This window comes from Sphingobacterium sp. CZ-2 (assembly GCF_004526235.1).
Taxonomy (GTDB): Bacteria; Bacteroidota; Bacteroidia; order Sphingobacteriales; family Sphingobacteriaceae; genus Sphingobacterium; species Sphingobacterium tenebrionis.
The window spans coordinates 3,339,408-3,363,856 of record NZ_CP038159.1 but is presented as its reverse complement, the minus strand read 5'-3'; the positions used below and the strand labels follow the sequence as shown (position 1 = coordinate 3,363,856).

Sequence of the window (24,449 nt, the reverse complement as noted above, 5' to 3'; positions counted from 1 at the left end):
GAGGTCAACCATTGGTTGGCCTTTTTTTATGTTGGCAGCTTCGTGCTGCAAGTAGGGTGTAAGTGAGTTGTAAGTGCTAAAAGTCACTTACAACTCACTTACAACTCACTTACATTATTCTTTTATTACGAGCCGAACCAGTAAATAAATGGATGGATACTAAGAGCGTTTTTCTGAAAATACGGCAATTCGAATTTTAATATGTTAAATTAGAGGAAAGAGAAAATTTTGGCTAAATACGACGCGATAATTATAGGTTCGGGACCGAATGGTTTTGCTGCAGCAATAACACTTCAACAAGCTGGCCTGCAAACGCTATTGATAGAAGGTGCAGATAGCTATGGGGGTGGTATGCGGACCAAGGCATTGACCCTTCCTGGTTTTAACCATGATGTTTGCTCGGCCATCCACCCCATGGCACTGGCCTCGCCCTTTTTTTCGCAGCTTCCTTTGGCAGATTATGGTCTGCGGTTTACCTATGCAGATTATGAGGTTGCTCATCCTTTGGATAACCAACCAGCAGTGCTATTGCACAGGGATATGCAGGCTATGGAAAAGGAATTGGGAACGGATTTCCAACCATATAAACGTTTATATGCTCCCTTTATAGACAGGTGGGAGGAGCTTTCGGAAGACGTAATGGGTCCTTTGCGCATTCCGAAGCATCCTTTTTTGATGGGTAGATTCGGATTGAAGGCATTACGTTCGGCAAAGTTCATTGCTGATGGTTTCCAATCCGAAAGGACGCGATCTCTTTGGGCGGGAATTGTTGCACATGGCATGCAGCCTTTGGATCAACCGGCAACTGCAGCCATCGGTATGATGTTAGGGACGGTTGCCCATCGGTTCGGCTGGCCAATTCCGATCGGTGGTTCTCAGGCCATTGCCGATGCCTTAGCCGCTTATTACCAAGCATTGGGAGGAAAGATTCAACTGCAGACCTGGGTGAAGGATATGGCCGACCTGCCATCCCACCGGATCTGTATTTTGGATATGACACCTAAGCAGATCTTGAAGTTGAAAAACCTAAAACTAACCAACGGTTATAAAAAACAATTGGAAGCTTTTCGGTATGGGATGGGGGTATTCAAGATTGATTGGGCATTATCTGAAGCCACGCCTTTTCAGGATATCCGCTGCCAACATGCAGCAACCGTGCATTTGGGCAATAGTTTTGAAGAGATTGCACAGTCGGAATCAGATACCCAACATGGACGCTTGAACAAAAAGCCTTATGTTTTGTTCGCTCAACAGAGCATGTTCGATTCGAGCAGGGCGCCTGATGGGAAACATACAGGATGGGCATATTGCCATGTTCCCCTTGGATCGGAAGTGGATATGACCTCTGCTATAGAAAATCAAGTGGAACGTTTTGCTCCAGGTTTTAAAGATACGGTAATGGCTAGATCCGCCATGAATACGGCGGTTATGGAAGCTTATAATCCTAATTATATTGGTGGGGATATTTCCGGTGGGGTGATGGACCTTCGTCAATTGTTTACCCGGCCGACAAAATCCTTGACTCCTTATCGAACTTCGGATCCAAAAGTGTATATAGCCTCGGCGTCTACTCCACCTGGTGGGGGTGTACATGGTATGTGCGGATTTCATGCCGCAAGAATAGCCTTGGCCGATCATTTTAAAATAAAAACAATGCTAAAACACAGAGAAAAATGAGTAGTCAATCTCAAAAAAATATAAATATTTCAGAGTATCGGGAGATTTTACATCAAGCAATTAGCCACATTTATACAGCTCAAACGCTGATTGCAAAGCAGGTAAACAGTATAGCAAATTCTGCGTATTGGAATTTGGGAAAACTACTTTTTGAAAAACAGTTAGAAGAAGGATACGGTAGCGGTGTTGTAAAGCAATTATCTATTGACCTCAAAAATAAATTTCCCGATATGGGTTTGTCTCCACGTAACTTGTGGAATATGAAGCGCTATTATGAACGTTATAATCAAGCAGATACAAAACTGCTACAGGCTGTAGCAGTTTTACCTTGGGGACATAATTTGTTACTTTTGGACAAAGTCCAATCGCTTTCTGCTGTTGCGTTTTATGCCAATGAAGTAGCTACAAAAGGCTGGTCGAGAGATTTATTGCTCAACGCTATAAAAATGGATAGCTATAGCCGTGCCGATAACCATGTAAAAACCAATAATTTTACCAATACTTTACCTGGAATAAGTGCCGAATATGCGAACGAAGTATTTAAAAGTTCATACAATCTTGGATTTCTAGGCGATAAAGATCATTTGGATGTAGAAATAGCACTGCAAGACATCAACAAACCTATTGGTGTAGCAGAATACCAATTGCTATTACCAAAAGATGAATTGCAAGCCTTAATATTGAACGAAATAAACTCAACTGAAGGAGATAATGAGCAAAGATGAAGAAAATAGTGATCGCTGGTGGAACCGGCAACCTTGGAAAAATATTGACAAAAGAATTTTTGGAAAGAGGCGATGAGGTTTTCTTATTGAGCAGAGAAGAGCATCGGTCAGATCATCCTGCCCTACATTATGTGCTGTGGGATGGAGAGCAGTTAGGAGGTTGGGTTAAAAAGATAGAAGAAGCAGATATATTGATCAACCTTACTGGCTTATCCATCAATAGGGTTTTCAATGAAAAGAATAAAGCATTGCTACTCTCCTCGCGAGTAGTTCCTACCTCCCTTTTGGGAAAAGCGATCGGAACCATGGAGCATCCCCCTAAAAAATGGATCAATGCTTCCGGTGTTTCCATTTTCAACGGTAGAAAAACCTTTCAAGATGAAACCAGTACAGATTTCGGCCAAGATTTCTTAGCCGAATTGGCCAAGAAATGGGAAGCGGCATGTTTAAACACATTGACCCCAGACACCCAAAAGGTGATCCTACGGATAAGTCCAGTGTTGATGCAGGGATCAGGCATGTTTGCCGAGTTGTATCCATTAGCGAAATTCGGTCTGGCCGGCAAGGTAGGGGATGGACAACAAATGGTTTCCTGGATACATCATGAGGATTTTAAACGATTACTGCTTTGGATCGCCGATCTGGAAAAGCCAGATCAGGTGTACCATTCCTGTAGCCCAAATCCTGTTTCCAATGCCGACTTTATGAAGGCCATCAGAAAGGCTGCGCATATGCCGATCGGATTACCTTTACCTGTGTTTATGGCTAAGATTGGTGCGAGGTTTAAAGGGGTAGATGCGAGTTTACTTTTAGAGACCGTTCCTGTAACAACAATTTTAACCTCCCAAAGAGGCTTTACATTTAAATTTCCCTATATTCAGCCCGCAATTAGCGATTTAGCTAATCAATCAACTTAAACGAATACATGGAAAGAAAATCATTTGAACTCTCGGAAGATTGGGTAGTTGTTATCTTGGGTTTTGCTATTATAGCCTTGGCCTTATTTGGTATCGTTGTTCCAAAACCAAGTTTCAATTGGGCGGATTCTTCGGAGTTGACCCAAAAGGTTTTTTCCGGAAATAACCTGTTGAGCATGGCTTCCCAATTTGGGTTGATCTATGCAGTCGCCATTTTAGGAGCCATTCTCTTAAAGAAGAACCTGAAGGCTTTATTGATCGTCTTTCCAACGGTATTTGTACTCACTCTTGTGGCTTTGGTTTTGGCAGGTAATTCGACCATCAAAGAATATAACCTGGAGGCTGTTATTTTCAGTCTTGCCATCGGTCTGATCATCAGTAATTGCTTCAAGCTTCCGGAATGGTTTAAAAATGCCTTGAGCACGGAACTATATGTGAAGATCGGTTTGGTATTGCTTGGTACGACCGTGATTTTCGGCGATATCCTAAAGGCAGGTTCCTTGGGTTTGATCCAAGCCTTATTGGTAGTGGTTTCCGTATGGTATTTTGCCTATTGGGTTTGCCGCAAATTAAAAATCGATAAAGAAATGTCCTTGATGCTGTCCAGTGCAGTATCCATCTGTGGAGTATCGGCCGCTATTGCGACTTCGGGTGCCATCAAAGGTGATAATAAGAAATTATCCTATGTGATCTCCCTAGTGTTGATCACGGCTATACCGATGATGATCTTCATGCCTTACATTGCGCAATGGCTGAACCTCTCCCAAGAGGTTACTGGAGCCTGGTTGGGTGGTAGTATCGATACGACCGGGGCAGTAGTGGCCTCTGGATCTTTGGTGGGCGAAGAAGCCTTAAAGATCAGTACGATCGTAAAATTCTCCCAGAACGTTTTATTGGGGATAGCGGCTTTTTTCATCAGTATCTATTGGACCTATTCCAAATCGGTTGATGATGAAACGAAGAAGGATAAGCCAACGTTAAGATTGATCTGGGATAGGTTCCCAAAATTCGTGGTTGGATTTGTTGCGGTTTCGCTCTTGTTTTCCTTTGTGATTCCGGCAGAAACGACCAGTCAGATCAAGGATAGTTTGAAGAGTTTACAGGGATTATGGTTTGCTCTGGCCTTTACATCCATCGGATTGGAAACCAATTTTAAGGATCTGTTTAAACAGGATAACAAGAAGCCTTTTTATGCATTCATCATTGCACAGACTTTTAATATTTTGGTCACATTGATCATTGCATTGGCTTTGTTCAATTAAACCAGCCAACCCATCTCGACACAATGCTTGATTAGGCTACTGCTGTTGAAGGTTTGGGTCTTTTTGAGCATGTTCTTGCGGTGTACCCGGACGGTCTGATCAGAAATGCCCAATTGCTGGGCGATCTTAATACTGGAATATCCTTTGGCGATGTAGTTCAAAATATCCAATTCGCGGATTGTAAGTGGGTTTTTATGTTTTCTTTCCTGGGCAATTTTCTTGGACAGGTCAAATTGGTAAAATTCATCAATTCCATTCAGACCGATCACATGGGCCACATAGCTGTTCTTTTTACTGATGTGTTCGATATTGGTATGGATATTCAGCACGCTAATGATCTTCCCATCTGCATCCATGCTCACAGGAATGGCCTGATGATGGAATAGTTTGTAGGTCCCATCCTGCATTTTCATCCGAAAACAATAACAGGATTTGTATTGGTTGCTATTGCTGATCAGTTTCGTGATTTTTTGATTGCAGACTTCCTCCGCTTTCAGCACATAGGATACATCATCGGGATGGATGATATCTACGATATTTTGGATATGAGTAGGGCTTTCTGTTAAGCCATGCAACTGGCAAAGGCTAGAATGGACATGGGAAAGGGATTGATTGGCAATTTCAAGAACATAATAATAGTAATCGCCAATGACCAACATCTCCGACAGCATCTTGATGATGGTATCGGAATCAATTTCATTGGATCGATGAGCAAATAATTCCGGGAATTTCTCCCAAATTAAAGCCAATCTATTTTCATTTTCATCCATGATCATTAATAATTAGTTGGTTTTCTTGCTGCTTTCTGTAGCTTATCCAATGTTAGGAATAAAAGCATATCCAGAAAATACCTCAATCGAGGTATTTTGCAAATAGATCATTAAAAAATTAAAGAATCCCCCATTCCAAGCATTTTTTAATGAGCAAATGGCTGCTGTTGGTGTTTGTTTTTTTGAGGATGTTCTTACGATGAACCCGAACGGTATCTTCTGAAATAAACAGTTGCGCTGCAATCTGTTTGCTGGAAGAGCCTTTGGCAATCAGCGGAAGAATCTGCATTTCCCGTCGGCTGAGTTTTGGTTTTGGAACCTGTGCTTCTTCCTCGTAAGGGTCGAACTGCAGGTGCTTATTGATTTTATTGTTGCTCTGTATATGCACTAATCCTGAATTGAGCTGGGTGATGTGTTCAATATCGGTGTGTATGTTTAAGGCAATCTTGATTTTTTGTTCCTCATCGAGCACTAAATGGACCGCTTGATGTAGGAAAAGATGGTAACTGCCATCGGCCACCCTCATCCGGAAGGAATAGCTCATTTTGTTATGGAGGAAATCTCCATTGTTGATGGTCAATAATTTGTTCAGGATCAGTTTTTCTGCTAAGATCACAAATTCGATATCATCAGGGTGAATCAGCTCAATGATCTGGGTTAAGGATGTGGGAATTTCCTTAAAACCATGTATCCGTAATACATTGGGATGGACCTGTTTTAATTCGACGGAAAGAACATCAAATGTATAATAATAGTAAGGGCCAATAGAAAGAATTTCCGACAGGAACATGGCCAGATCAGGGTGATTCATGATTTCATTGGAGGCGGATAGATGTTGGTCGAAATTTTCCCAAGCATCGGAAAGTATATGTTTTTTCCGTTCCATGTTATTGGATAAATAGAAATTCTACGTCAGTTAATTCTTTGGTAGAGCTAAATTATAAAAAATATCAATGAATTAACCATTGCTCAAAATCCATGTTTTATAAGTTAGGATAATTCTAAATATGTTAAATATTCTTGTTTATAGGGGATTAAAATTTGAAAAATACCCCAATTTGGGTATATGAAATTTTTATAAAAATAATTTATTTTAGGACATGAAGCTCGATAATTTCCTGTTCCGAAAAATTTCCCAATCCTTTCAGGAGTTCAGTCTGTATTCGCAAAAATCCTTGGGAAAAGCGGAGGCTTTGCAAAGGAAGAAAGAATTCGACCTTAATAATTACCTTCGGGTTTTCCATGCTTTTGATACCTATTTCTATTCCTTGGCTGATATCAGTACCCTAACGGTTATTGATGCTGGTGGACCTATTGAGCAGTTTACCGGTTATACCAAGGAGGAGGTCATCAAAAGAGGCTATACCTTGATGTTAAGTATTCATCATTTGAAGGATACGATTAGGGCAACAAGAGGAGGGACCAAATATTTTAAATATTTGTATGCCCAGGAGCCAGAAAGGAGGCCATATATCAAGGTTAATCGTACATTGGATTTGATTTGCAAAGATGGTCGGAAGCTTTTTGTCTTGGCCCAAAGTATTCCTGTGTTGTTCAATGAACATATGGAACCGATATATATGCTTAATATCTATTCGGATATTAGTGATCTTCAGCCGAGTAGGCAGTATTCCCATTATATTATTGATAGTTCCGATCCGGAACACCCGAAGAAAATCTCCCTTTTCGATAAGAACGATTATAGCGATTGTTTTCAAAGTGCTGTTTCTAAAAGTGAAATGCGGGTATTGGAGTTGATTGCAAAGGGTATGGATAGTAAATTGATCGCAGATCAACTTTTTATTAGTGAGCATACTGTGAGGACGCATCGGAAGAATATACTTCGGAAAATGGAATGCAGTAATATGACGGAGGTGGTGAAAAAGGCGCTGGTGGAGGGGTGGCTTTAGGGTAGATTTTAGATGATAGATGATAGATTATAGATGTTAGATAATAGATTATAGATGTTAGACTTTCCCTGTCATCGCGAGATAATTCCGTCATAATGAGCCATACGTCATTGCGAGGAGGCACGACGAAGCAATCTTACCATCATCGGACCGAAGCAATCTTCCCGCATGTCATGCTGAGCGGAGTCGAAGCATCTGTTCGTAAGTAACCGTACAGATCCTTCGACTCCGCTCAGGATGACAAAGTTCGAAGATTGCTTCGTTCCTCGCAATGACGGCGAAAAAAAGGGCTATCTTTTCAGATAACCCATTTCCATAATCAACCTAAAACTTAAATACCGTATAACCTAATACTTAAAAACAGTATTTATTTTCTTCAATTAATTTCTTAGCAATCCGTTGTCTCGCATCTTTCACATTGAAAGGCGCAGCCTTGGTGAATCTACGTAAGCCAACCAACATCATGTTCAGTTCATCGCCTTCAGCAAAGGAATACAACGCTTCTTTACCCGCTACATTCACTTTATCGATCGCTGAATACAAATAGATTTTTGCCATATCAGCTGCATAAGCGGCTTTTTCGCCCCCTACCGTATGCTGTAATTTTTCAGCACGTAACAATACAGACTCCGCTACATACACATAACCAATAATATCAGCAATATTCATCAAAATCTCCTGTTCTTTTGCCAAAGACATCATCAGTTTCTGAACAGCAGAACCTGCAATCATCAATCCTGCCTTCTTAAGATTCGCAATGATTTTTTTCTCCGCTGCAAATGGTGCATCATCCTCCTCACCAAAATCAGGAATAGACATCAACTCATTGGCTACCGCCTGCGCAGGACCCATCAAATCAATCTCCCCTTTCATCGCACGTTTCAATAACATATCAACCACCAAAAGACGGTTCACTTCATTCGTACCTTCAAAAATCCGATTGATACGGGAATCCCTGTATGCTCTTTCCATTGGCGCATCGGCCGAATAACCCATACCACCATAGATCTGAACACCCTCATCTACCGTATAATCCAACATTTCTGAACACCATACCTTGATGATGGCACATTCGATGGCAAATTGTTCCACCGATTTCAGCTTGGCTTTTGCCTCATCCATTCCGCCCGCGATCAATGCATCGTAAGCATCATCGATATTCTGACCGGCACGGTATGCTGCGGATTCCGTAGCAAATAAACGGGTAGCCATCTCTGCCAGTTTATAACGGATCGCTCCGAACTTCGATATCGGCAGGTTGAACTGTACACGCTCGTTCGCATAATTGATCGCTGTATCCAACACAGAACGTGAAGAACCAATAGTTGCCGCCCCTAATTTGATACGGCCGATGTTCAGGATGTTTACCGCGATCTTAAATCCATTCTCGCGTTCAGATAACATGTTCTCTACTGGAACCGGACAATCGTTGAAGAAGATCTGACGAGTAGATGATCCCTTGATCCCTAATTTATGTTCTTCAGGGTTCATGGTAATTCCACCGAAATCTTTCTCCACGATGAATGCGGTCAGATTTTTATTGTCATCAATTTTAGCAAATACGATGAAGATATCCGCAAAGCCACCATTGGTGATCCACATTTTCTGACCATTGATCAGGTAATGGGTTCCTTCAGCATTTAGCTTGGCAGAAGTTCTTCCGGAATTGGCATCTGAACCCGCGTTAGGCTCCGTTAAACAGTAAGATGCTTTCCACTCACCTGATCCCAGTTTAGGGATATATTTGGCTTTCTGTTCTGCATTTCCATAATATAGGATTGGCAGGGTTCCGATTCCGGTATGTGCCGATAGGGCCACCGCAAAGGAGAAACCTCCACCTACGGCATCAGCCACCAACATAGATGTATTGAAATTCTTTCCGAAACCACCATATTCCTCCGGAATGGACACACCCAACATACCCAACTCTCCCGCTTTATCCATCAGGCTTTCCATCAGCCCTTCTTCTTGGGCATCAATACGCTCCAAATTGTTCAATACTTCCGTATCCAGAAAATCCAGACAGGTCTGGCGGATCATCCTTGCTTCCTCGTCGAATTCCTCAGGAATAAAGATATCCTGGTAAGAAGTCTCCCTGATAACGAATTCTCCACCTTTTATTGCTTTGTTTTTTACTTCCTCGCTCATGATTATATTTTTTTATTATTTAAAATATGGCTGCTCTAGTTGTATAAAATTCTATTGCTTTAAAATGATTCTCTATAGCAATTCAAAAATTCCTGCAGCACCTTGGCCAGTTCCCACACACATGGTTACCATGCCGTATTTTTTATTTCTACGCTTAAGTTCATTCAAAACCTGTACGGTTAATTTAGCACCGGTACAACCCAGTGGGTGTCCCAATGCAATCGCACCGCCATTGACATTGACCTTCTCTTCATCCAATCCCAATTCACGGATCACCGCTAAAGACTGGGAGGCAAAGGCTTCGTTCAGTTCGAACAAATCAATATCTTCTTTTTTCAATCCCGCCATTTCCAATGCTTTTGGAATCGCATATATAGGGCCGATACCCATAATTCTCGGAGGTACACCAGCAACAGCATAGCTCAGCAATTTGGCAACAGGAGTTAAGTTCAGTTCCTTCATTTTCTTTTCGGATACCACCAACACAAAAGCGGCACCATCTGATGTTTGGGAAGAGTTACCCGCTGTTACGGATCCTTTCGCATCAAAAACCGGTTTTAAATTCGCCAAGGCTTCTAACGAAGTATCTGCTCGAGGTCCCTCATCTGTATCCACCACATATTCACGCGTTGCGATCTTGCCATCCTTAATGTAATTTTCCTTCACCGTGATCGGCACAATACCATCCTTTAAATGACCATTCTTAATTGCCTCCACCGCCTTTTGATTGGATTTCAAGGCAAACTTATCCTGATCTTCTCGCGAAACATGGTAGTCTTTAGCCACCGCTTCTGCCGTTAATCCCATACCCCAATACCAATCCGGATGCTCCTTAGCCACCGTTGGATTAGGAACGATCTTCCAACCTCCGAACGGCATGCCCGACATCACTTCCACACCACCAGCAATAATCACATCTGCCATTCCAGATTTGATTTTTGCTACTGCAGTGGCAATGGTCTCCAACCCAGACGCACAGTATCTGTTTACCGTAAGCCCTGGTACCTTGTCCGTATCCAATCCCATCAAGGAAATGAAACGTCCCATATTCAAACCCTGCTCCGCCTCCGGCATTGCATTCCCGACGATCACATCGTCAATATCTTCTTTATTTAAGCTTGGCACCGATGCAACCAAATGCTTGATCACCGTTGATGCCAAATCATCCGCACGCGTAAACCGAAAACCCCCTCTTGGTGCCTTCGCCACCGCCGTGCGATAACCTGCTATGATGTATGCTTCCATTTTTAGTATCTTTTGGAGATAACAGATATGAGATGATAGATCTCAGATCCTGTATGTCTCCAGTTAGTAATCTTATTTTTTAATTTCCTTGACTAGTTTTTGTCGAAATCCATAAATCATTTTCTGGATCTCCACAATTTTATACGATAAATCCTTAGACTCCTCTATACTGATCAGCTCAAGCTTCATGGCAATTACAATCTGTGTCAATAATTCAAAACAAGAACCATTTGCAATTCCTAAGAAATAAATAAATTCCTTGTTAGAATTTCTACCAGCCCCCTCAGCTATATTTGAAGGAATTGATATTGCTGATCGTTTAATTTGAGATGTTAGACCATATTTTTCATCTGCAGGAAAGTTTATCAAGGCTTTATAAATATCAGTGGATAATTCTATCGATTTGCGCCAAACCTTTAACTCTTTAATGTTGTGCATTACCCTTGATTTTTAATTTAGTGTAATATTCTTCGTTCCACTGCTTTTAATAAACTTTACCTTTCTATTTTCTATAATCTATTATCTATCATCTAAAACCTAGTTTCGAAGCGGTTTCCCCGTCGTCAACATATGCTGTATTCTTTCCAAAGTTTTCCGTTCGGCGCAGAGCTCGATGAAAGCCTTGCGTTCGAGATCTAGGAGGTATTGTTCGGATACCTCGGTTGGTTGGGAGATGTCTCCGCCAGCCATGACATAACCTAGTTTTTCGGAAATCTTCTTGTCGTGTTCGGAGATGTAGTGACCAGCCTCCATGGAGGATGCACCTACGTAGACCAAACCTAGGGCAGTATTGCCTAAGGCTTTGATGTCGGTACGTTGGATCGGTTGTACATAACCTGCTTCTGCCAGTTCGATCGCTTTTGCTTTCGCATCGGCTAATAACCTTGCGCGGTTCATCGTGATGGCGTATTTTCCTTGTTGCAGATAGCCTAATTCGTAGGCTTCAACCGCTGAGGTGGAAACTTTCGCTTGACCGATCGTTAAGAAACGCTCGCGGAAATAGTTTTGGTCGATCTGATCTGGACGGTAATCATCGGATGCCCGAAGCGCAAACTCCTTTGATCCACCACCACCTGGGATGACACCTACACCAAACTCCACCAATCCCATATAAGTTTCGGCATGGCACTGTACAAAGTCGGCATGCATGGAGAATTCACAACCGCCACCTAAGGCCATTTGGAATGGAGCAACAACCACTGGAATGGCAGAATAACGAATCCGCATCGATGTATTTTGGAACATGCGAACCGCCATATTCAATTCATCGTAATCCTGTTCTACCGCCATCATGAAGATCATACCTATGTTTGCTCCAGCAGAGAAGTTCTTACCATCATTGGAAATAACCAATCCACGGTATTCCTTCTCGGCAAGATCGATCGCTTTGTTCAAGCCTTGGATTACATCGCCACCAATCGTGTTCATTTTGGTGTGGAACTCACAGTTGATGATGCCATCGCCTAAATCGATGATGGAAACACCGGAATTCTTCCAAATGGTTTTCGACTCCCGGATATGATCCAAAACAATAATATCTTCCGCACCTGGAATCGGCTTATAGGATTTGGATGCGATATCGTAATAATGACGAACGCCATTTTCTACTTTATAGAAGCTGTCATGGCCTGCATCCAACATCTCATGTACCCAAGAAGCCACTTCTCCAGTTTGTCCAGGAAGTCTTTTCTCTTCGGTTTTGATCTTTTCGATCGTCTCTTTAACGCCTAAAGCGTCCCACACTTCGAATGGACCAATTTCCCATCCGAAACCGGCACGCATTGCATCGTCAATACGGAAGAAATCATCCGTAATTTCCGGCACCCTGTTGGATACATATTCGAACAAGGAATAATGCATGGCGCGGAATAGGGTAGCCGCCTTATCTGTTCCCTGTTCATAAACCTTCATCCGCTTGCGGATATCTTCCACTGCTTTTGTCGCCTCCAGTGTGCTGGATTTAACTTTCGCCTGTGGACCATATTCCATCGTTTTCAGGTTCAAGGAAAGGATTTCTGAGCCTCCTTTGACATCTTTCACCTTTTCATAGAACCCTTTTTTGGTTTTCTCACCCAACCATTTGTTTTCTACCATTTTGCTGATGAATTCCGGTAATTGGAAAACTCCTTTAGCCTCATCATGAGGCGCATTCTGCTCCAATCCTTTGGCTACATTCACCAAGGTATCCAAACCAACCACATCCGCCGTACGGAAGGTCGCTGATTTCGGGTGGCCCATCGCAGGACCGGTATATTTATCTACCTCTTCTACCGTAAGGTCCAACTTATCCACCAAATGGGTAACTGCCAACATGGAATAAACCCCGATGCGGTTACCGATGAAGGCCGGTGTATCCTTACAAAGAACGACGGTCTTACCCAGCATATGATCACCATAATGCATCAAGAAATCAACCACCTCTTTCTTCGTTTCTGGGGTAGGGATGATTTCCAATAATTGCAGGTATCTTGGCGGGTTGAAGAAGTGGGTTCCACAGAAATGGGCTTTAAAATCCTCTGACCGACCTTCGTTCATCAAATGGATAGGAATCCCTGAGGTGTTGGAGGTAATTAATGTTCCGGGTTTACGGAATTCCTCCACACGGTCAAAAACGGATTTTTTAATATCCAATCGTTCTACAACGACTTCGATCACCCAATCTACATGGGCAATCTTCGCCATATCGTCATCAAAATTTCCAGTTGTGATGCGCTTTGCGTAGGATTTGCTGAATAATGGTGCCGGATTGGATTTGATCGCCGTATCCAAGGATTGATTGACAATCCTGTTGCGGACGGCTGGACTTTCCAAGGTCAATCCCTTGGCCTGTTCCGCAGGAAGCAATTCCTTCGGAACAATGTCCATCAACAATACCTCTACACCGATATTAGCAAAGTGGCAAGCAATCCGGGATCCCATAACTCCAGATCCCAATACAGCAACTTTTTTAATATTTCTATTCATATCTTCTGATTTTTCTATGTTATTAAGGTTCTATCTGAACCACTGGTGAATAATTTGTAGCCAATTCACTGATCTTTACCAACATCTTGGTCATCAAGGCGCGTTCCTTCTCGCTGAAAGAATTGTTAAGGAAATCGTTGAATTCCCGAACGACATCCTTGGCAATCTTCCGTTTCTCCCGGCCCAGCTCTGTCAGGTATACTTTTACCGAACGCTTATCCGTATCGCTGGTTTCCCTGTAAATGAACCCTAAACCTTCCAGGTTGTTCAGCACGCGGGAAAGGGATGTTGTTTTAACGCCAGTAGAATTCGCGATCTGCGAAACAGGCGTACCGTCGCGGTGGATATTGATCAAAATATAACCAGCAGCTTGGGTGAACCCATGTTGTGAAGCAATAACATTGTATTTGTTCGCTACAGTTTGCCACGCCGTCTTTAGAAAGTAATCGATCGTATTGTCTTGGCTCATATTTCGGTTATTCTTATCTTGTAGTATGTATGCTGCTTATTTATTATGCATGCATAACAAATTTAATAGATTGGATTGATAATTCAAACTTTTTGTGAATTTTTAATAAATCCTTGACATAAATGAATTAAAAGATGGGTTGAGGCAGGTTCAAGATGGATAATAGTTGAATTGTTAATAACTTTAAATGTTGGTTTTCAGTGAAATATAGTTATTGTAGTTAGGGTTCTGAACAGGTCAGGCTCTTCTGTGTTATTTATCCGTTAACTTTGTATAAACAAAATAAACATGGCATTAGTAAACATTCCTAGATTAGATCTACAGCATTATACAGCTGGAGATGAGGCCCAAAGAAATCAATTTGTCCAAGATATTGGAAAAGCATTCAATGAGACTGGATTCGTGACTATTGCGAATCATGGTCTATCGCCAGAATTGATTGATGAGCTATATAAAACCGTTAAAGCATTTTTTGATCTTCCAGAGGATACCAAGCGGAATTATGAATTTCCGGAGTTGGCAGGACAACGCGGTTATACGGCCAAAGGACGTGAGAAGGCAAAGGATTCCAAGACTCCTGATTTGAAAGAGTTTTGGCAGCGAGGACAGACTATTACGGATGAGGAATATTCGAAAACCGATTTTCCAGACAATCCGAAAGTGGCGGAATTACCGGCCTTCGATCAGGTGACGGGAGAGATCTACCAAAAATTGGAAGATGCAGGAAGAAACATCTTAAAGGCAATCGCGACCTATTTATCACTACCAGAGGATTATTTCGAGCCATTTGTTCACAATGGAAACTCTATTTTACGTGCGATACATTATTTCCCTATCGAAAATCCGGAAACTATTCCTGATGATGCGGTTAGGGCTGGTGCGCATGAGGATATCAATTTGATTACCTTGTTGATCGGTGCTTCTGCCGATGGATTAGAGGTATTGACGAAAGATAACGAGTGGTTTGCCATCAAAGCAAAAGGGGAGGACATTGTGGTGAACGTGGGCGATATGTTGCAGCGCTTGACGAACAATAAGTTAAAATCAACGACGCACCGGGTGGTAAACCCTCCACGTGAGTTAATGAAGACTTCCAGGTATTCGGTACCTTTCTTTTTACATCCAAAATCGAGTATGAGTCTTGCTTCTTTGGATTCTTGTGTGGATGCGGAACATCCGAAAGCATACGAGGATTATACAGCAGGGCAGTATTTGGATGAACGATTAAGAGAGATTGGTTTGAAAATGTAAAAATTTGAACATAAAAAAAGGGGATTTAAATCCCCTTTTTTTATGTTGTTGTGCTTTTCAGCTTATATGCTTAGAATGGCAAATCATCATCGTCAGCACCACTTGAGCTGATATCTACTGGCGGCATATCTGCATATCCAGGTGCTGGAGCTGCTGCTGCCGTATTTGCTAATTTGGTGACACGCCAAGCAACCAAAGAATTGAAGTATGTAGTAACACCTTCTTTGTTTGTCCATGGTCGACCACGAAGGTTAAAAGATACTTCAATATCATCCCCTACCGATAGGTTGTCAAAAATGTTTACACGATCTTGTGTTGCTTCAAAACGAATATATTCTACGAATTGTGGGTTTTCTGCATAGGCAACAATTAAATCTCTCTTTTTGAAGGATTCAGTTACTTGTTGAATCGCACCTACTTCATGTACTTTTCCTCTTATTTCCATATCAAATTTATTAAACCGTAAAATTAAACATTTTTTGCTTACAGAATAAGTAACTTTGCAGAAATATGGCAGAAGTTTTCAACAGCAGAAGTAAGGTAATCGTCACATGTAACCGACGTTTATCTCCATTTTTAGAACAGGAAGTCCGCGAATTAGGATTTGATATAAAGCGTAGTTTTAATACCGGGGTAGAATTGTATGCCTCTGTAAATGAGTGTATAAAACTGAACTTGAATTTACATATTGCAAGCCAGGTGTATTACGAATTGAAGGCTTTCCGTGCGAAGGATGCGAATGAGCTTTATAAAAATCTGGTGCAGATTCCTTGGGAGGATTACCTTCCATTGGATGGTTACTTCTCCGTAACATCCAATGTGCACAACGAAACGATCACCACTCCTTTATTCGCTAATGTGAAAGTGAAGGATGCTATCGTCGATCGGATCAAGGATAAAAAAGGCATGCGCCCTAATTCAGGTCCTGATCTAAATCGTGCGGTGATTCACCTGCATTGGATGGAAGATCGCGCCGAGATATTTTTGGATACTTCGGGTGAAACCTTGGCCAAACACAGCTATAGAAAACATCCTGGAAAAGCGCCTATGTTGGAAGCCTTGGCAAGTGCGACCATCCTGGCTACCCAATGGAATCGGAGGTCGCCTTTTGTCAATCCGATGTGTGGTTCTGGAACCTTAGCAATCGAGGCTGCCTTGATGGCACAGACCAGAAAACCGGGTCTTCTTCGCATGAATTATTCCTTTATGCACTTTAAAGGGTATGATGAGGAGGTGTTCTTTAATGAGCGCCGCATCCTAAAAGATATTACCGAAAAAACCAACCTGCCAGAAATCATTGCTTCTGATATTTCTTCCGAAGCCATTGAAATTGCAAAATTGAATGCCAGGACTGCTGGGGTAGAACATCTGATTAAATTTGAAGTCTGCGACTTTGCTGAAACGACTATTCCTGTTGGTCAGGGCGTCATCATGTTCAATCCGGAATATGGAGAGCGCTTAGGTACGCATAGTAAACTGGAGATGACCTACGCCCGTATCGGGGATTTCCTGAAAAAGGAATGCCAGGGCTATAGGGGTTATGTTTTTACCGGAAACCCAGATCTTGCTAAAAAGATTGGATTACGTGCTTCCCGTCGTTTTGAATTCTTCAATGGTAAATTGGACTGTCGCTTATTGCAATATGAATTATATGAAGGCAGTAAAGACTAAGGAACAGCAAGAGATTATTGAAAAGACAGCAGCATTTGTCCAGGATCGCTTAAAGGATGCAGAATCTGGACATGATTGGTGGCATATTCTACGAGTTTGGAACAATTGCAAACTGATTCTTCAAACCGAAGAGGCTGATCCTTTCGTGTGTGAACTGACGGCCTTGCTTCATGATATAGCGGATAGTAAATTTCATGGCGGTGATGAAAGTGTTGGTCCTCGGATAGCTGGAGAATTTTTGGCAGCTGTAGGAACGGAACAGGAAGTCATTGAACATGTGCAAAACATTATTTTGAACATGTCTTTTAAGGCATCGCTGGGTGAGGTCAAGTTCCATTCCAAGGAATTGGAAGTGGTACAGGATGCTGACCGTTTGGATGCAATCGGTGCGATCGGAATTGCCCGTGCATTCAATTATGGTGGATATAAGAATCGGGAGATCTACAATCCCGAAATACCTGCGTTGGAGAATCAATCCAAGGAAGCCTATAAAAATACCACGGCCCCAACCATCAATCATTTTTACGAGAAATTGCTTTTGTTGAAGGATAAAATGAATACGGATGCGGCCAAGTTGATCGCAAAGGGTCGACATGAGCACATGGAAGAGTTTTTGCAACAATTTTATGGCGAATGGAACGGAGAACGTTAAGTTTAATGTTTTGTTAATAATAAATGGGTAAATTCGTGGAACTTGTTAACAATAAACATGCTTCAACGAAATCTCCAAAACCTAAGCCTCCTCGTTGCAGTATTCACTTGCTTCTTGCATCTGAATGCTTCTGCGCAGAACCCGGACTCCTTAGCCATAGCACAAGCAAAATGGAACAGTAAGGAAATAAAAAAAGGTATTACTTGGCACCAAGGCCATTTTTCCAATCTATTTAATGCCCAGCAGGAAATCAATTGGATAGAAATCGATTTAAAAAAACATGCCAAGAAGGTTCATTTTGCGGCAGACCCTAAAATCTTAAAGAAAACCAGTGTGTTTGCCGAAGAGAATGGTGCTTTGGCAGCCATCAATGCTGGATTTTTCGATATGAAGAATGGGGGTGCGGTGGATTATATCCGCGTGAATCACCAGATCGTAAACCTAGGGGGCAAGATTGCCGGTAGAGCAACAGCCGTCCTGACGCTAGATGGAAAAAAGGTTCAGATTGCCTCAGCTATGGATATTGACCCCGTTACTTCCAAAGCCGCCAATGTAATGGTGGCTGGTCCTTTGTTGATTCAGGATCAACAGATCATCCCCCTCGGAAATAATCCCTTCAATACCAATCGCCATCCACGGACTGCCGTTGCGATTACTCAGAAAAATAAATTAATTTTATTGGTGGTTGATGGCAGAAGCAATCAATCCTACGGCATGTCCCTTCCAGAATTGGCAAGCGTTATGGATTGGTTGGGTGCAAAAGATGCCATGAACCTGGATGGAGGCGGTAGTACAACCATGTATGTAAAGGGAGCAACCCCTAACCATATTGTAAACTACCCTTCGGATAATAAAAAGTTTGACCATGAAGGTCAACGTTCTGTAGCAAATATCATCTATATTAAATAATTATAACAGTAATGAGAAACACCGTATTAATTACCCTTATGACCTTATTGATCCACACTGGATTATCGGCACAGACCGCTATCATCGCTCATCGTGGAGCTTGGAAAAATACCAATGCCCCGCAGAATTCCTTGGCTTCCCTAAAAGCTGCCATCGATCAGAAAGTATGGGGATCGGAGTTTGATGTTCATCTTACCAAAGATGATGTACTGGTGGTAAACCATGACCACGATTTCTATGGAATTGAGATTGAGGAAAGTACTTACCAAGAATTATTAGCTAAAGTACATCCAAATGGCGAGAAAATCCCTACTGTGGAAGAATACCTAAAAGCAGGAATGGATCAAAAAGTGACCAAATTGATCTACGAATTGAAAACAAGCCGTGTTAGCAAGGAAAGAACCTTGAAAGCCGCTGAACTTTCCATTGCAGCTGTTAAAAAGATGAAAGCAGAGAAGATGGTGGAATACATCGCCTTTGATTGGGACGCTTGTTTGAAACTGAAATCCTTGAACAAAAAAGCCTTGGTGCATTACTTGAATGGGGATAAAACTCCGGCAGAGGTTAAAGCTGCAAAATTATCAGGCGTGGATTATCATTTCAATGTGTTCAAAAAGAACCCAACCTGGATCAAGGAATTCAAAGCATTAAAACTGAAAACAAACGTTTGGACGGTGAATTCGGAAGAGGATATGAATCTTTTTATTAAGGAGAAGATTGATTATATCACGACGGATCAACCGGAATTATTGAAATCCATTTTAAATAAATAAGATGAAAAAATTACTCTTGTTTTTAGGGGTATTGGCTATTAGCTTGTCTGGTTTTGCCCAGACAAGCATGAATGTGGCCAGCTTTAATATCCGTCAGAAAAATACTTCGGATGTAGGGAATATGTGGGATGATCGGAAGCATGCGGTAACCGATCTGATCAAATTCCATGAGTTCGACATCTTTGGCGTCCAAGAGGCCTTCAAAGTGCAGATGGACGATATGTCGGCTGCTCTTCCCGGCTTTAAGAGCATTGGGGTGGGACGTGATGATGGCGCAGAGAAAGGAGAGTATTCGGCGATTTTCTACAACAGCAAGAGGTTTAAGGTGATCAATAGTGGCACCTTTTGGCTTTCGCCTACAGAAACCAGCAAACCCAATAAGGGATGGGATGCGGCTTTGCCAAGGATCTGTACCTGGGGGATCTTCCAAGACCTGAAAAACAAGAAGAAATTCATCTTCATGAATACCCATTTTGATCACGTAGGCGTGGAAGCACGAAGAGAGAGTGCGAAATTGATCTTGGCAAAAGCAAAGGAATTCGCAAAGGATCTTCCGTTGATCCTGACGGGCGATTTTAATATTGACGAGAAGAACGAAGCCTATTTTACCTTGGCAAATAGTGGGGTGGTGAAAGATGTTTACGACCTGGCAGCGATCAAATATGAACCAAATTCCAGTTTCAATGGATGGTCAAAATCGTTGAAGCCTAAGGGTAGGATAGATCACATTTTCATTACCCCTCCATTCAAAGTTCATAAATATGGTATTTTAACCGATACCTATATGCATAAATTTCCATCAGACCATTTTCCGGTATTTGCAGAATTGATCTGGTCAAAATAATAAGCTTTTTATTACTTTTGATCTTATGAATCAATTGAAAAAATTAGGAATATTGGGGATATGCAGCACAACGCTGTTTTTTTCCGGTTGTGATACGTTAAATCAAGGTGGATTTGGATTGCCTCCTCAAGGAACAGGCTCAACAGGAACCGGAACCACAGGAACTTCAGGTTCTACGTCGACAGGTTCAACTTCTACCGGTACCATCACGCAGGCGGAAGCAACCTCCGGAGTGAAGCAGGCATTGAATAATGGCCTTCAACAAAGTATTTCCATCCTTTCTAAAAAAGATGGTTTCTTAGGTGATCAGGTGGTTAGGATCTTGATGCCGGATGAGGCTAAAAAGGTGGAATCAGCTTTGCGCGCTGTAGGTATGGGTAGTCTTTGCGACCAATTCATCACCAGCATGAACCGTGCAGCAGAATCTGCCGTGAAAGAGGCTTCTTCGGTGTTCATCAATTCCTTATCCAGAATGACCATTAACGATGCTTTCAATATTTTGTTGAGTGGAAAGCAGGATGCTGCGACAACGTTCTTTCGGAACAGCACTACACAGGAATTGACCGCTCGGTTCAGTCCGATCATCGAATCAGCAATGGGCAAAAATAATGTGACCCAATATTGGACGCAATTGACTTCTGCTTATAACCAATTGCCTTTGGGCAAAAAGATTGAAACAAATCTGACCGCTTATGTAACCCAAAAAGCCATTGATGGGCTATTTGTGAAGGTGGCGGATCAGGAATTGAAGATCAGACAGAATATTGGCGGAGCTAGGGATTCCAATATTTTGCAACGTGTATTTGGCTGGGCAGATAAGCAGTAAGCTTTCAGGTATTAATTCGTAGATTTGTTTCATGGAAATTAATAATATTAATGATTTTCAGGTAGCTGAAAATTTCAAAAGATATGTGCAGATAGATACCCAATCTGATGCGCAATCCACTACAGTACCCTCTACAGAAAAGCAAAAAAATCTAAGTAGGCTATTGGTCGAAGAATTGCTGCAATTGGGAATAACCGATGCGCACTTGGACGATTTGGGTTATGTATATGCCACTATTCCTTCCAATACCGATAAAAAGGTTCCCGTGATCTGTTTCTGTTCGCATGTGGATACTTCGCCTGATTCGTCCGGTACGGATGTAAAGCCGTTGGTTCATGCGAATTACCAAGGTGAGGATCTGGTATTGCCGGATGATGAAAATGTGGTGATCCGTTTTTCGGAGCATCCGGATTTAAAGGAGCAGATCGGAAATGATATCATTACCGCTTCTGGTAAAACCTTATTGGGAGCTGATGATAAAGCGGGTGTTGCTGAGATCATGGATGCTGCGCGTATCCTGATGGCAAACCCGGAGATCAAGCACGGTGATATCAAGATTTTGTTTACACCTGATGAGGAAATCGGAAGGGGAGTAGACCATGCAGATCTGAAGAAGCTTGGTGCTGATTATGGTTATACGATGGATGGCGAACGTGCCGGAACGCTAGAAGATGAAACATTCTCTGCGGATGGAGTAAAGATAAAGATCGATGGTGTTTCCATCCACCCGGGATATGCTAAGAATAAGATGGTTTCTGCGCTGAAAATTGCCGCTGAGATCGTGGAATCTTTACCGAAGGATCGCTTATCTCCGGAGACCACTTCTGGGAAGGATGGATTTGTTCATCCAACCAATTTGAGCGGAACGGTGGAAGAAGCTAGCTTAGGATTTATTATCCGTGATCATGATACCGCAAATTTAGCGAAGCATGAAGCGGAGTTGGAAGAAATCGTAAAATCGGTTTTAGTTAAATATCCACAGGCAAAATTTACCTTTGAGGTGAATGAACAGTACCGCAATATGAAGGAAGTATTGGATCAGCATCCTCGTGTGGTTGATATTGCTTTAATGGGTATCGAACGCGCCGGCATGAAGGCGGAGAAAAGAAGTATCCGTGGTGGTACGGATGGTTCCAGGTTATCTTTCATGGGGCTACCATGTCCTAATATCTTTGCTGGTGGACATGCATTTCATGGTAAACAAGAATGGGTATCGGTTCAAGATATGCAGAAAGCGGTGTTGACCATTTTACATATCGTGGCTTTATGGGAAGAGGTTTCTTAATCAATAACTATTAATAGTATTTTCTTAATCAATAACTATTAATAGTATTTTCTTAATCAAATACTATTAAGAGTAAGTTTCTTAATTAATAAAATTAATATGATGCAACAAAATGAAATTTTAAAGGCGATTCAATTTCGTAGATCTGTTTTTCAGGCAAATTTTACGAATGAGGAAGTGAGCCGTGAAGATATATTGACCATTTTAGAGGCTGCCAATGCAGCTCCAACCCATAAACGTACGCAGCCTTGGCGCTTTGTTGTTTTTCGTGGAGAAGGATTGAACCGTTTGGGAAGTGAATTGGCGAGGATTTATAAGTCGGTAACTCCTGCGGAGAAATATACGGAACAAACGGAACAGAACATGGCTAAGAAAGCTACGGATTCGAATGTGGCGATTGCTATTGTGGTGAATTTTACCGGTGATGTTCCGGAATGGGAAGAGATTGCTGCTACTGCCGCTGCAGTGGAGAACATGTGGTTAGCTGCCGGATCTTTGGGATTGGGTGGTTATTGGGCAACACCAGGATTGATCAATCATATTGGTCCTTTCTTGAACCTGGAGCCTAATCAACGGTGTATCGGGTTTTTCTATGTTGGACATCACGAGTCTGAGCCTAGAGAACCGGTAAGAGGACCGATCGAAGAGAAAATCCGCTGGGAAGAGTAAGGGGTTTAACGTCTCGTCATTGTGACCCTCTTCGTCATTGCGAGGAGGTACGACGAAGCAATCTTCTCGCCTTTGTCATGGTGAGCGTAGTCGAACCATCTGTTCGTATACTTTCGTACAGATCCTTCGACTACGCTCAGGATGACAGGATAAAGATTGCTTCGTTCCTCGCAATGACGGTACACCTCGCAATGATGAGGCTACCTCACCTCAATACTTACTTCTCCATTCTTTCCTTTCCAGCTCACCTTATCCAAAAAACCTATAACCACCTTATCCAAACTCTTATTATCCGAACTCAAAACTTCCACTTTCACCGCTCTGCCACCTTCCACTTCAAACCTCAATCTCAAACTTCCTTTTTCCTCCACACCTCGCAACTCCGAATTCAGCTCCTCATTAAACTCCCCCCAGCCTTGCTCCGGAACTGCATCAACACCCTTCCTATCAACCGCCCTACCATCAACCGCCTTTCCATCAACACCGTTCCCACCACTACCTTTCCCAACATTCGTACTCACCCTCAATTCCTCTTCCATCAATATCACTTCCGTCTCCGTCGTATTACTCCCAACCCTATTCAAATACCTGAACAACACCAACGAACAAGCCGCCATGAACAATACCCCGGCCGCCAATCCAATCGTCAATCGGTGCCAACTATAAAAACGTCTCTTCTTATCCGCTGCCTTTGCCTCCAGTTTCTTCGCCAGCCTTTGCTGCAATAAACTCAAACGCTGCGCATCAACACCTTGTTGCTTCCTATACCCATCAATAGCGTCCTGTAAGAAGGGATCTTCCAAAGCTTCTCGCTCCATCTCATACATCTCCTCCTTACTCATCAGACCCATCACATAATTATGGATCCTCGATAATTGATAATTATTTTCCATTACTTCTTCTCCATACATATTTTAAGATTCCGCCTTCCGTTCTGTATATAGCTCTTCACCTTAGCTATATCATAACCCGTTTCATCCGCGATATCCTTATAACACTTCTGTTCCAAATAAAACATTCTAATGCAAGCTTCCTGCTCCCGATTCAATGTGCTCATACAAGACTCCAATTTATCAAAATCCTGTTCGCCCCATTTCTTTTCCTCCTCACTGCTCATCTTCAATTCGGCTTCATACAGGTTATCCTCAATATCCAGTTTCGTAACCTGTTTCGACCTGCGCAATTGCATCAAACAATAATTACGCGCATATACATACAGCCAACTCTTGAAATTGTCCACCTCATAGATCCGAAGCTTATCGATCAGCTCATCAAAAATCTGCATCACCGCATCCTGGCTCTGATCCGCATCTTCCAGGTACTTATAGCAGACACCATACAACAAGGACATGTAAGGCGCATAAAGCTTACCAAGGGTATCTAAATTACCTGTCTGCTTATAATACTGTAATAATTCCTTCTCGTCCATGTGTTAAACGTTTCATAATTATGATGTTTTAAGATATGCATTTCCATAAAATA

Annotated in this window: 24 protein-coding genes; 14 read left to right on the top strand and 10 right to left on the bottom strand. The window is 42.1% G+C overall.

The window, feature by feature from the left end; genetic code table 11:
* Positions 1-228 precede the first annotated feature (228 nt).
* From E3D81_RS14735 to E3D81_RS14720, 4 genes are read left to right on the top strand one after another with little or no spacing between them, the layout of a single operon-like run.
* A complete protein-coding gene (locus E3D81_RS14735) occupies positions 229-1,677 on the top strand; it encodes a phytoene desaturase family protein (RefSeq protein WP_245153230.1) in 1,449 nt (482 codons plus the stop codon).
* Positions 1,674-2,402, top strand: coding sequence for a DUF1016 N-terminal domain-containing protein (locus E3D81_RS14730; protein WP_134777988.1), 729 nt, complete (start codon positions 1,674-1,676; stop codon positions 2,400-2,402). The genes E3D81_RS14735 and E3D81_RS14730 overlap by 4 nt, the downstream gene beginning before the upstream one ends.
* Complete coding sequence (locus E3D81_RS14725) at positions 2,399-3,319, top strand: TIGR01777 family oxidoreductase (protein WP_134777987.1); 921 nt, start codon at positions 2,399-2,401, stop codon at positions 3,317-3,319. Before E3D81_RS14730 ends, E3D81_RS14725 begins: the two co-directional genes overlap by 4 nt.
* Positions 3,320-3,327: 8 nt before the next feature.
* Positions 3,328-4,581, top strand: coding sequence for a YeiH family protein (locus E3D81_RS14720; protein WP_134777986.1), 1,254 nt, complete (start codon positions 3,328-3,330; stop codon positions 4,579-4,581).
* Here the strand turns inward: E3D81_RS14720 and E3D81_RS14715 are convergent.
* Positions 4,578-5,351 (bottom strand): LuxR C-terminal-related transcriptional regulator, encoded by a 774-nt coding sequence (locus E3D81_RS14715; RefSeq protein WP_167554324.1) that lies wholly within the window; start codon positions 5,349-5,351, stop codon positions 4,578-4,580. The genes E3D81_RS14720 and E3D81_RS14715 overlap by 4 nt on opposite strands.
* A gap of 118 nt (positions 5,352-5,469) precedes the next feature.
* The gene (locus E3D81_RS14710) at positions 5,470-6,237 is read right to left on the bottom strand and encodes a LuxR C-terminal-related transcriptional regulator (RefSeq protein ID WP_134777984.1); all 768 of its coding nucleotides are present in this window, start codon (positions 6,235-6,237) and stop codon (positions 5,470-5,472) included.
* Between the two features lie 214 nt (positions 6,238-6,451).
* On the opposite strand from E3D81_RS14710, the gene E3D81_RS14705 reads away from it, so the two are divergent.
* Positions 6,452-7,261: a helix-turn-helix domain-containing protein gene (locus E3D81_RS14705; protein ID WP_134777983.1), complete on the top strand. Its 810-nt coding sequence runs from the start codon at positions 6,452-6,454 to the stop codon at positions 7,259-7,261.
* Positions 7,262-7,615: 354 nt separating this feature from the next.
* On the opposite strand, the gene E3D81_RS14700 is transcribed toward E3D81_RS14705, so the two are convergent.
* From E3D81_RS14700 to E3D81_RS14680, 5 genes are all read right to left on the bottom strand, one after another.
* A complete protein-coding gene (locus E3D81_RS14700; protein ID WP_134777982.1) occupies positions 7,616-9,409 on the bottom strand; it encodes an acyl-CoA dehydrogenase family protein in 1,794 nt (597 codons plus the stop codon).
* Positions 9,410-9,481: 72 nt separating this feature from the next.
* Positions 9,482-10,654: an acetyl-CoA C-acyltransferase gene (locus E3D81_RS14695; protein WP_134777981.1), complete on the bottom strand. Its 1,173-nt coding sequence runs from the start codon at positions 10,652-10,654 to the stop codon at positions 9,482-9,484.
* Positions 10,655-10,726: 72 nt separating this feature from the next.
* Positions 10,727-11,092, bottom strand: a complete 366-nt coding sequence (locus E3D81_RS14690) for a four helix bundle protein (protein WP_134777980.1) — start codon at positions 11,090-11,092, stop codon at positions 10,727-10,729.
* A 99-nt stretch (positions 11,093-11,191) separates the two neighbouring features.
* Positions 11,192-13,618: a 3-hydroxyacyl-CoA dehydrogenase/enoyl-CoA hydratase family protein gene (locus E3D81_RS14685; protein ID WP_134777979.1), complete on the bottom strand. Its 2,427-nt coding sequence runs from the start codon at positions 13,616-13,618 to the stop codon at positions 11,192-11,194.
* A gap of 22 nt (positions 13,619-13,640) precedes the next feature.
* A complete protein-coding gene (locus E3D81_RS14680; RefSeq protein ID WP_099366826.1) occupies positions 13,641-14,087 on the bottom strand; it encodes a MarR family winged helix-turn-helix transcriptional regulator in 447 nt (148 codons plus the stop codon).
* 288 nt (positions 14,088-14,375) lie between these two features.
* Here E3D81_RS14680 and E3D81_RS14675 point away from each other — a divergent pair, with 288 nt between their 5' ends.
* Entirely contained in the window at positions 14,376-15,338 is a 963-nt protein-coding gene (locus E3D81_RS14675) for an isopenicillin N synthase family dioxygenase (RefSeq protein ID WP_134777978.1), read from the top strand.
* 70 nt (positions 15,339-15,408) lie between these two features.
* Here E3D81_RS14675 and E3D81_RS14670 read toward each other — a convergent pair whose 3' ends face one another.
* On the bottom strand, positions 15,409-15,783 hold the full coding sequence (locus tag E3D81_RS14670) for a DUF3127 domain-containing protein (RefSeq protein ID WP_099366828.1): 375 nt from the start codon (positions 15,781-15,783) through the stop codon (positions 15,409-15,411).
* Positions 15,784-15,848: 65 nt separating this feature from the next.
* On the opposite strand from E3D81_RS14670, the gene E3D81_RS14665 reads away from it, so the two are divergent.
* The 8 genes from E3D81_RS14665 to E3D81_RS14630 all read left to right on the top strand — a co-directional run bounded on the left by E3D81_RS14665 (position 15,849) and on the right by E3D81_RS14630 (position 22,967).
* Positions 15,849-17,009 carry a class I SAM-dependent RNA methyltransferase gene (locus E3D81_RS14665; RefSeq protein WP_099366829.1) on the top strand — a complete coding sequence of 387 codons (1,161 nt, stop codon included), beginning with the start codon at positions 15,849-15,851 and terminating at the stop codon, positions 17,007-17,009.
* Positions 16,990-17,661, top strand: a complete 672-nt coding sequence (locus E3D81_RS14660) for an HD domain-containing protein (protein ID WP_099366838.1) — start codon at positions 16,990-16,992, stop codon at positions 17,659-17,661. Before E3D81_RS14665 ends, E3D81_RS14660 begins: the two co-directional genes overlap by 20 nt.
* A gap of 57 nt (positions 17,662-17,718) precedes the next feature.
* The gene (locus E3D81_RS14655) at positions 17,719-18,570 is read left to right on the top strand and encodes a phosphodiester glycosidase family protein (protein WP_134777977.1); all 852 of its coding nucleotides are present in this window, start codon (positions 17,719-17,721) and stop codon (positions 18,568-18,570) included.
* Positions 18,571-18,581: 11 nt separating this feature from the next.
* The gene (locus E3D81_RS14650; protein ID WP_134777976.1) at positions 18,582-19,343 is read left to right on the top strand and encodes a glycerophosphodiester phosphodiesterase; all 762 of its coding nucleotides are present in this window, start codon (positions 18,582-18,584) and stop codon (positions 19,341-19,343) included.
* A 1-nt stretch (position 19,344) separates the two neighbouring features.
* Positions 19,345-20,187 carry an endonuclease/exonuclease/phosphatase family protein gene (locus E3D81_RS14645; RefSeq protein WP_134777975.1) on the top strand — a complete coding sequence of 281 codons (843 nt, stop codon included), beginning with the start codon at positions 19,345-19,347 and terminating at the stop codon, positions 20,185-20,187.
* Between the two features lie 25 nt (positions 20,188-20,212).
* On the top strand, positions 20,213-21,013 hold the full coding sequence (locus E3D81_RS14640; RefSeq protein ID WP_099366833.1) for a DUF4197 domain-containing protein: 801 nt from the start codon (positions 20,213-20,215) through the stop codon (positions 21,011-21,013).
* A gap of 31 nt (positions 21,014-21,044) precedes the next feature.
* Entirely contained in the window at positions 21,045-22,298 is a 1,254-nt protein-coding gene (gene pepT / locus E3D81_RS14635) for a peptidase T (protein WP_134777974.1), read from the top strand.
* A 99-nt stretch (positions 22,299-22,397) separates the two neighbouring features.
* A complete protein-coding gene (locus E3D81_RS14630; RefSeq protein WP_099366835.1) occupies positions 22,398-22,967 on the top strand; it encodes a nitroreductase in 570 nt (189 codons plus the stop codon).
* Between the two features lie 200 nt (positions 22,968-23,167).
* Here E3D81_RS14630 and E3D81_RS14625 read toward each other — a convergent pair whose 3' ends face one another.
* Complete coding sequence (locus E3D81_RS14625) at positions 23,168-23,878, bottom strand: hypothetical protein (RefSeq protein WP_134777973.1); 711 nt, start codon at positions 23,876-23,878, stop codon at positions 23,168-23,170.
* Positions 23,860-24,396 (bottom strand): RNA polymerase sigma factor, encoded by a 537-nt coding sequence (locus tag E3D81_RS14620; protein WP_134777972.1) that lies wholly within the window; start codon positions 24,394-24,396, stop codon positions 23,860-23,862. The genes E3D81_RS14625 and E3D81_RS14620 overlap by 19 nt, the downstream gene beginning before the upstream one ends.
* Between the last annotated feature and the right edge of the window lie 53 nt (positions 24,397-24,449).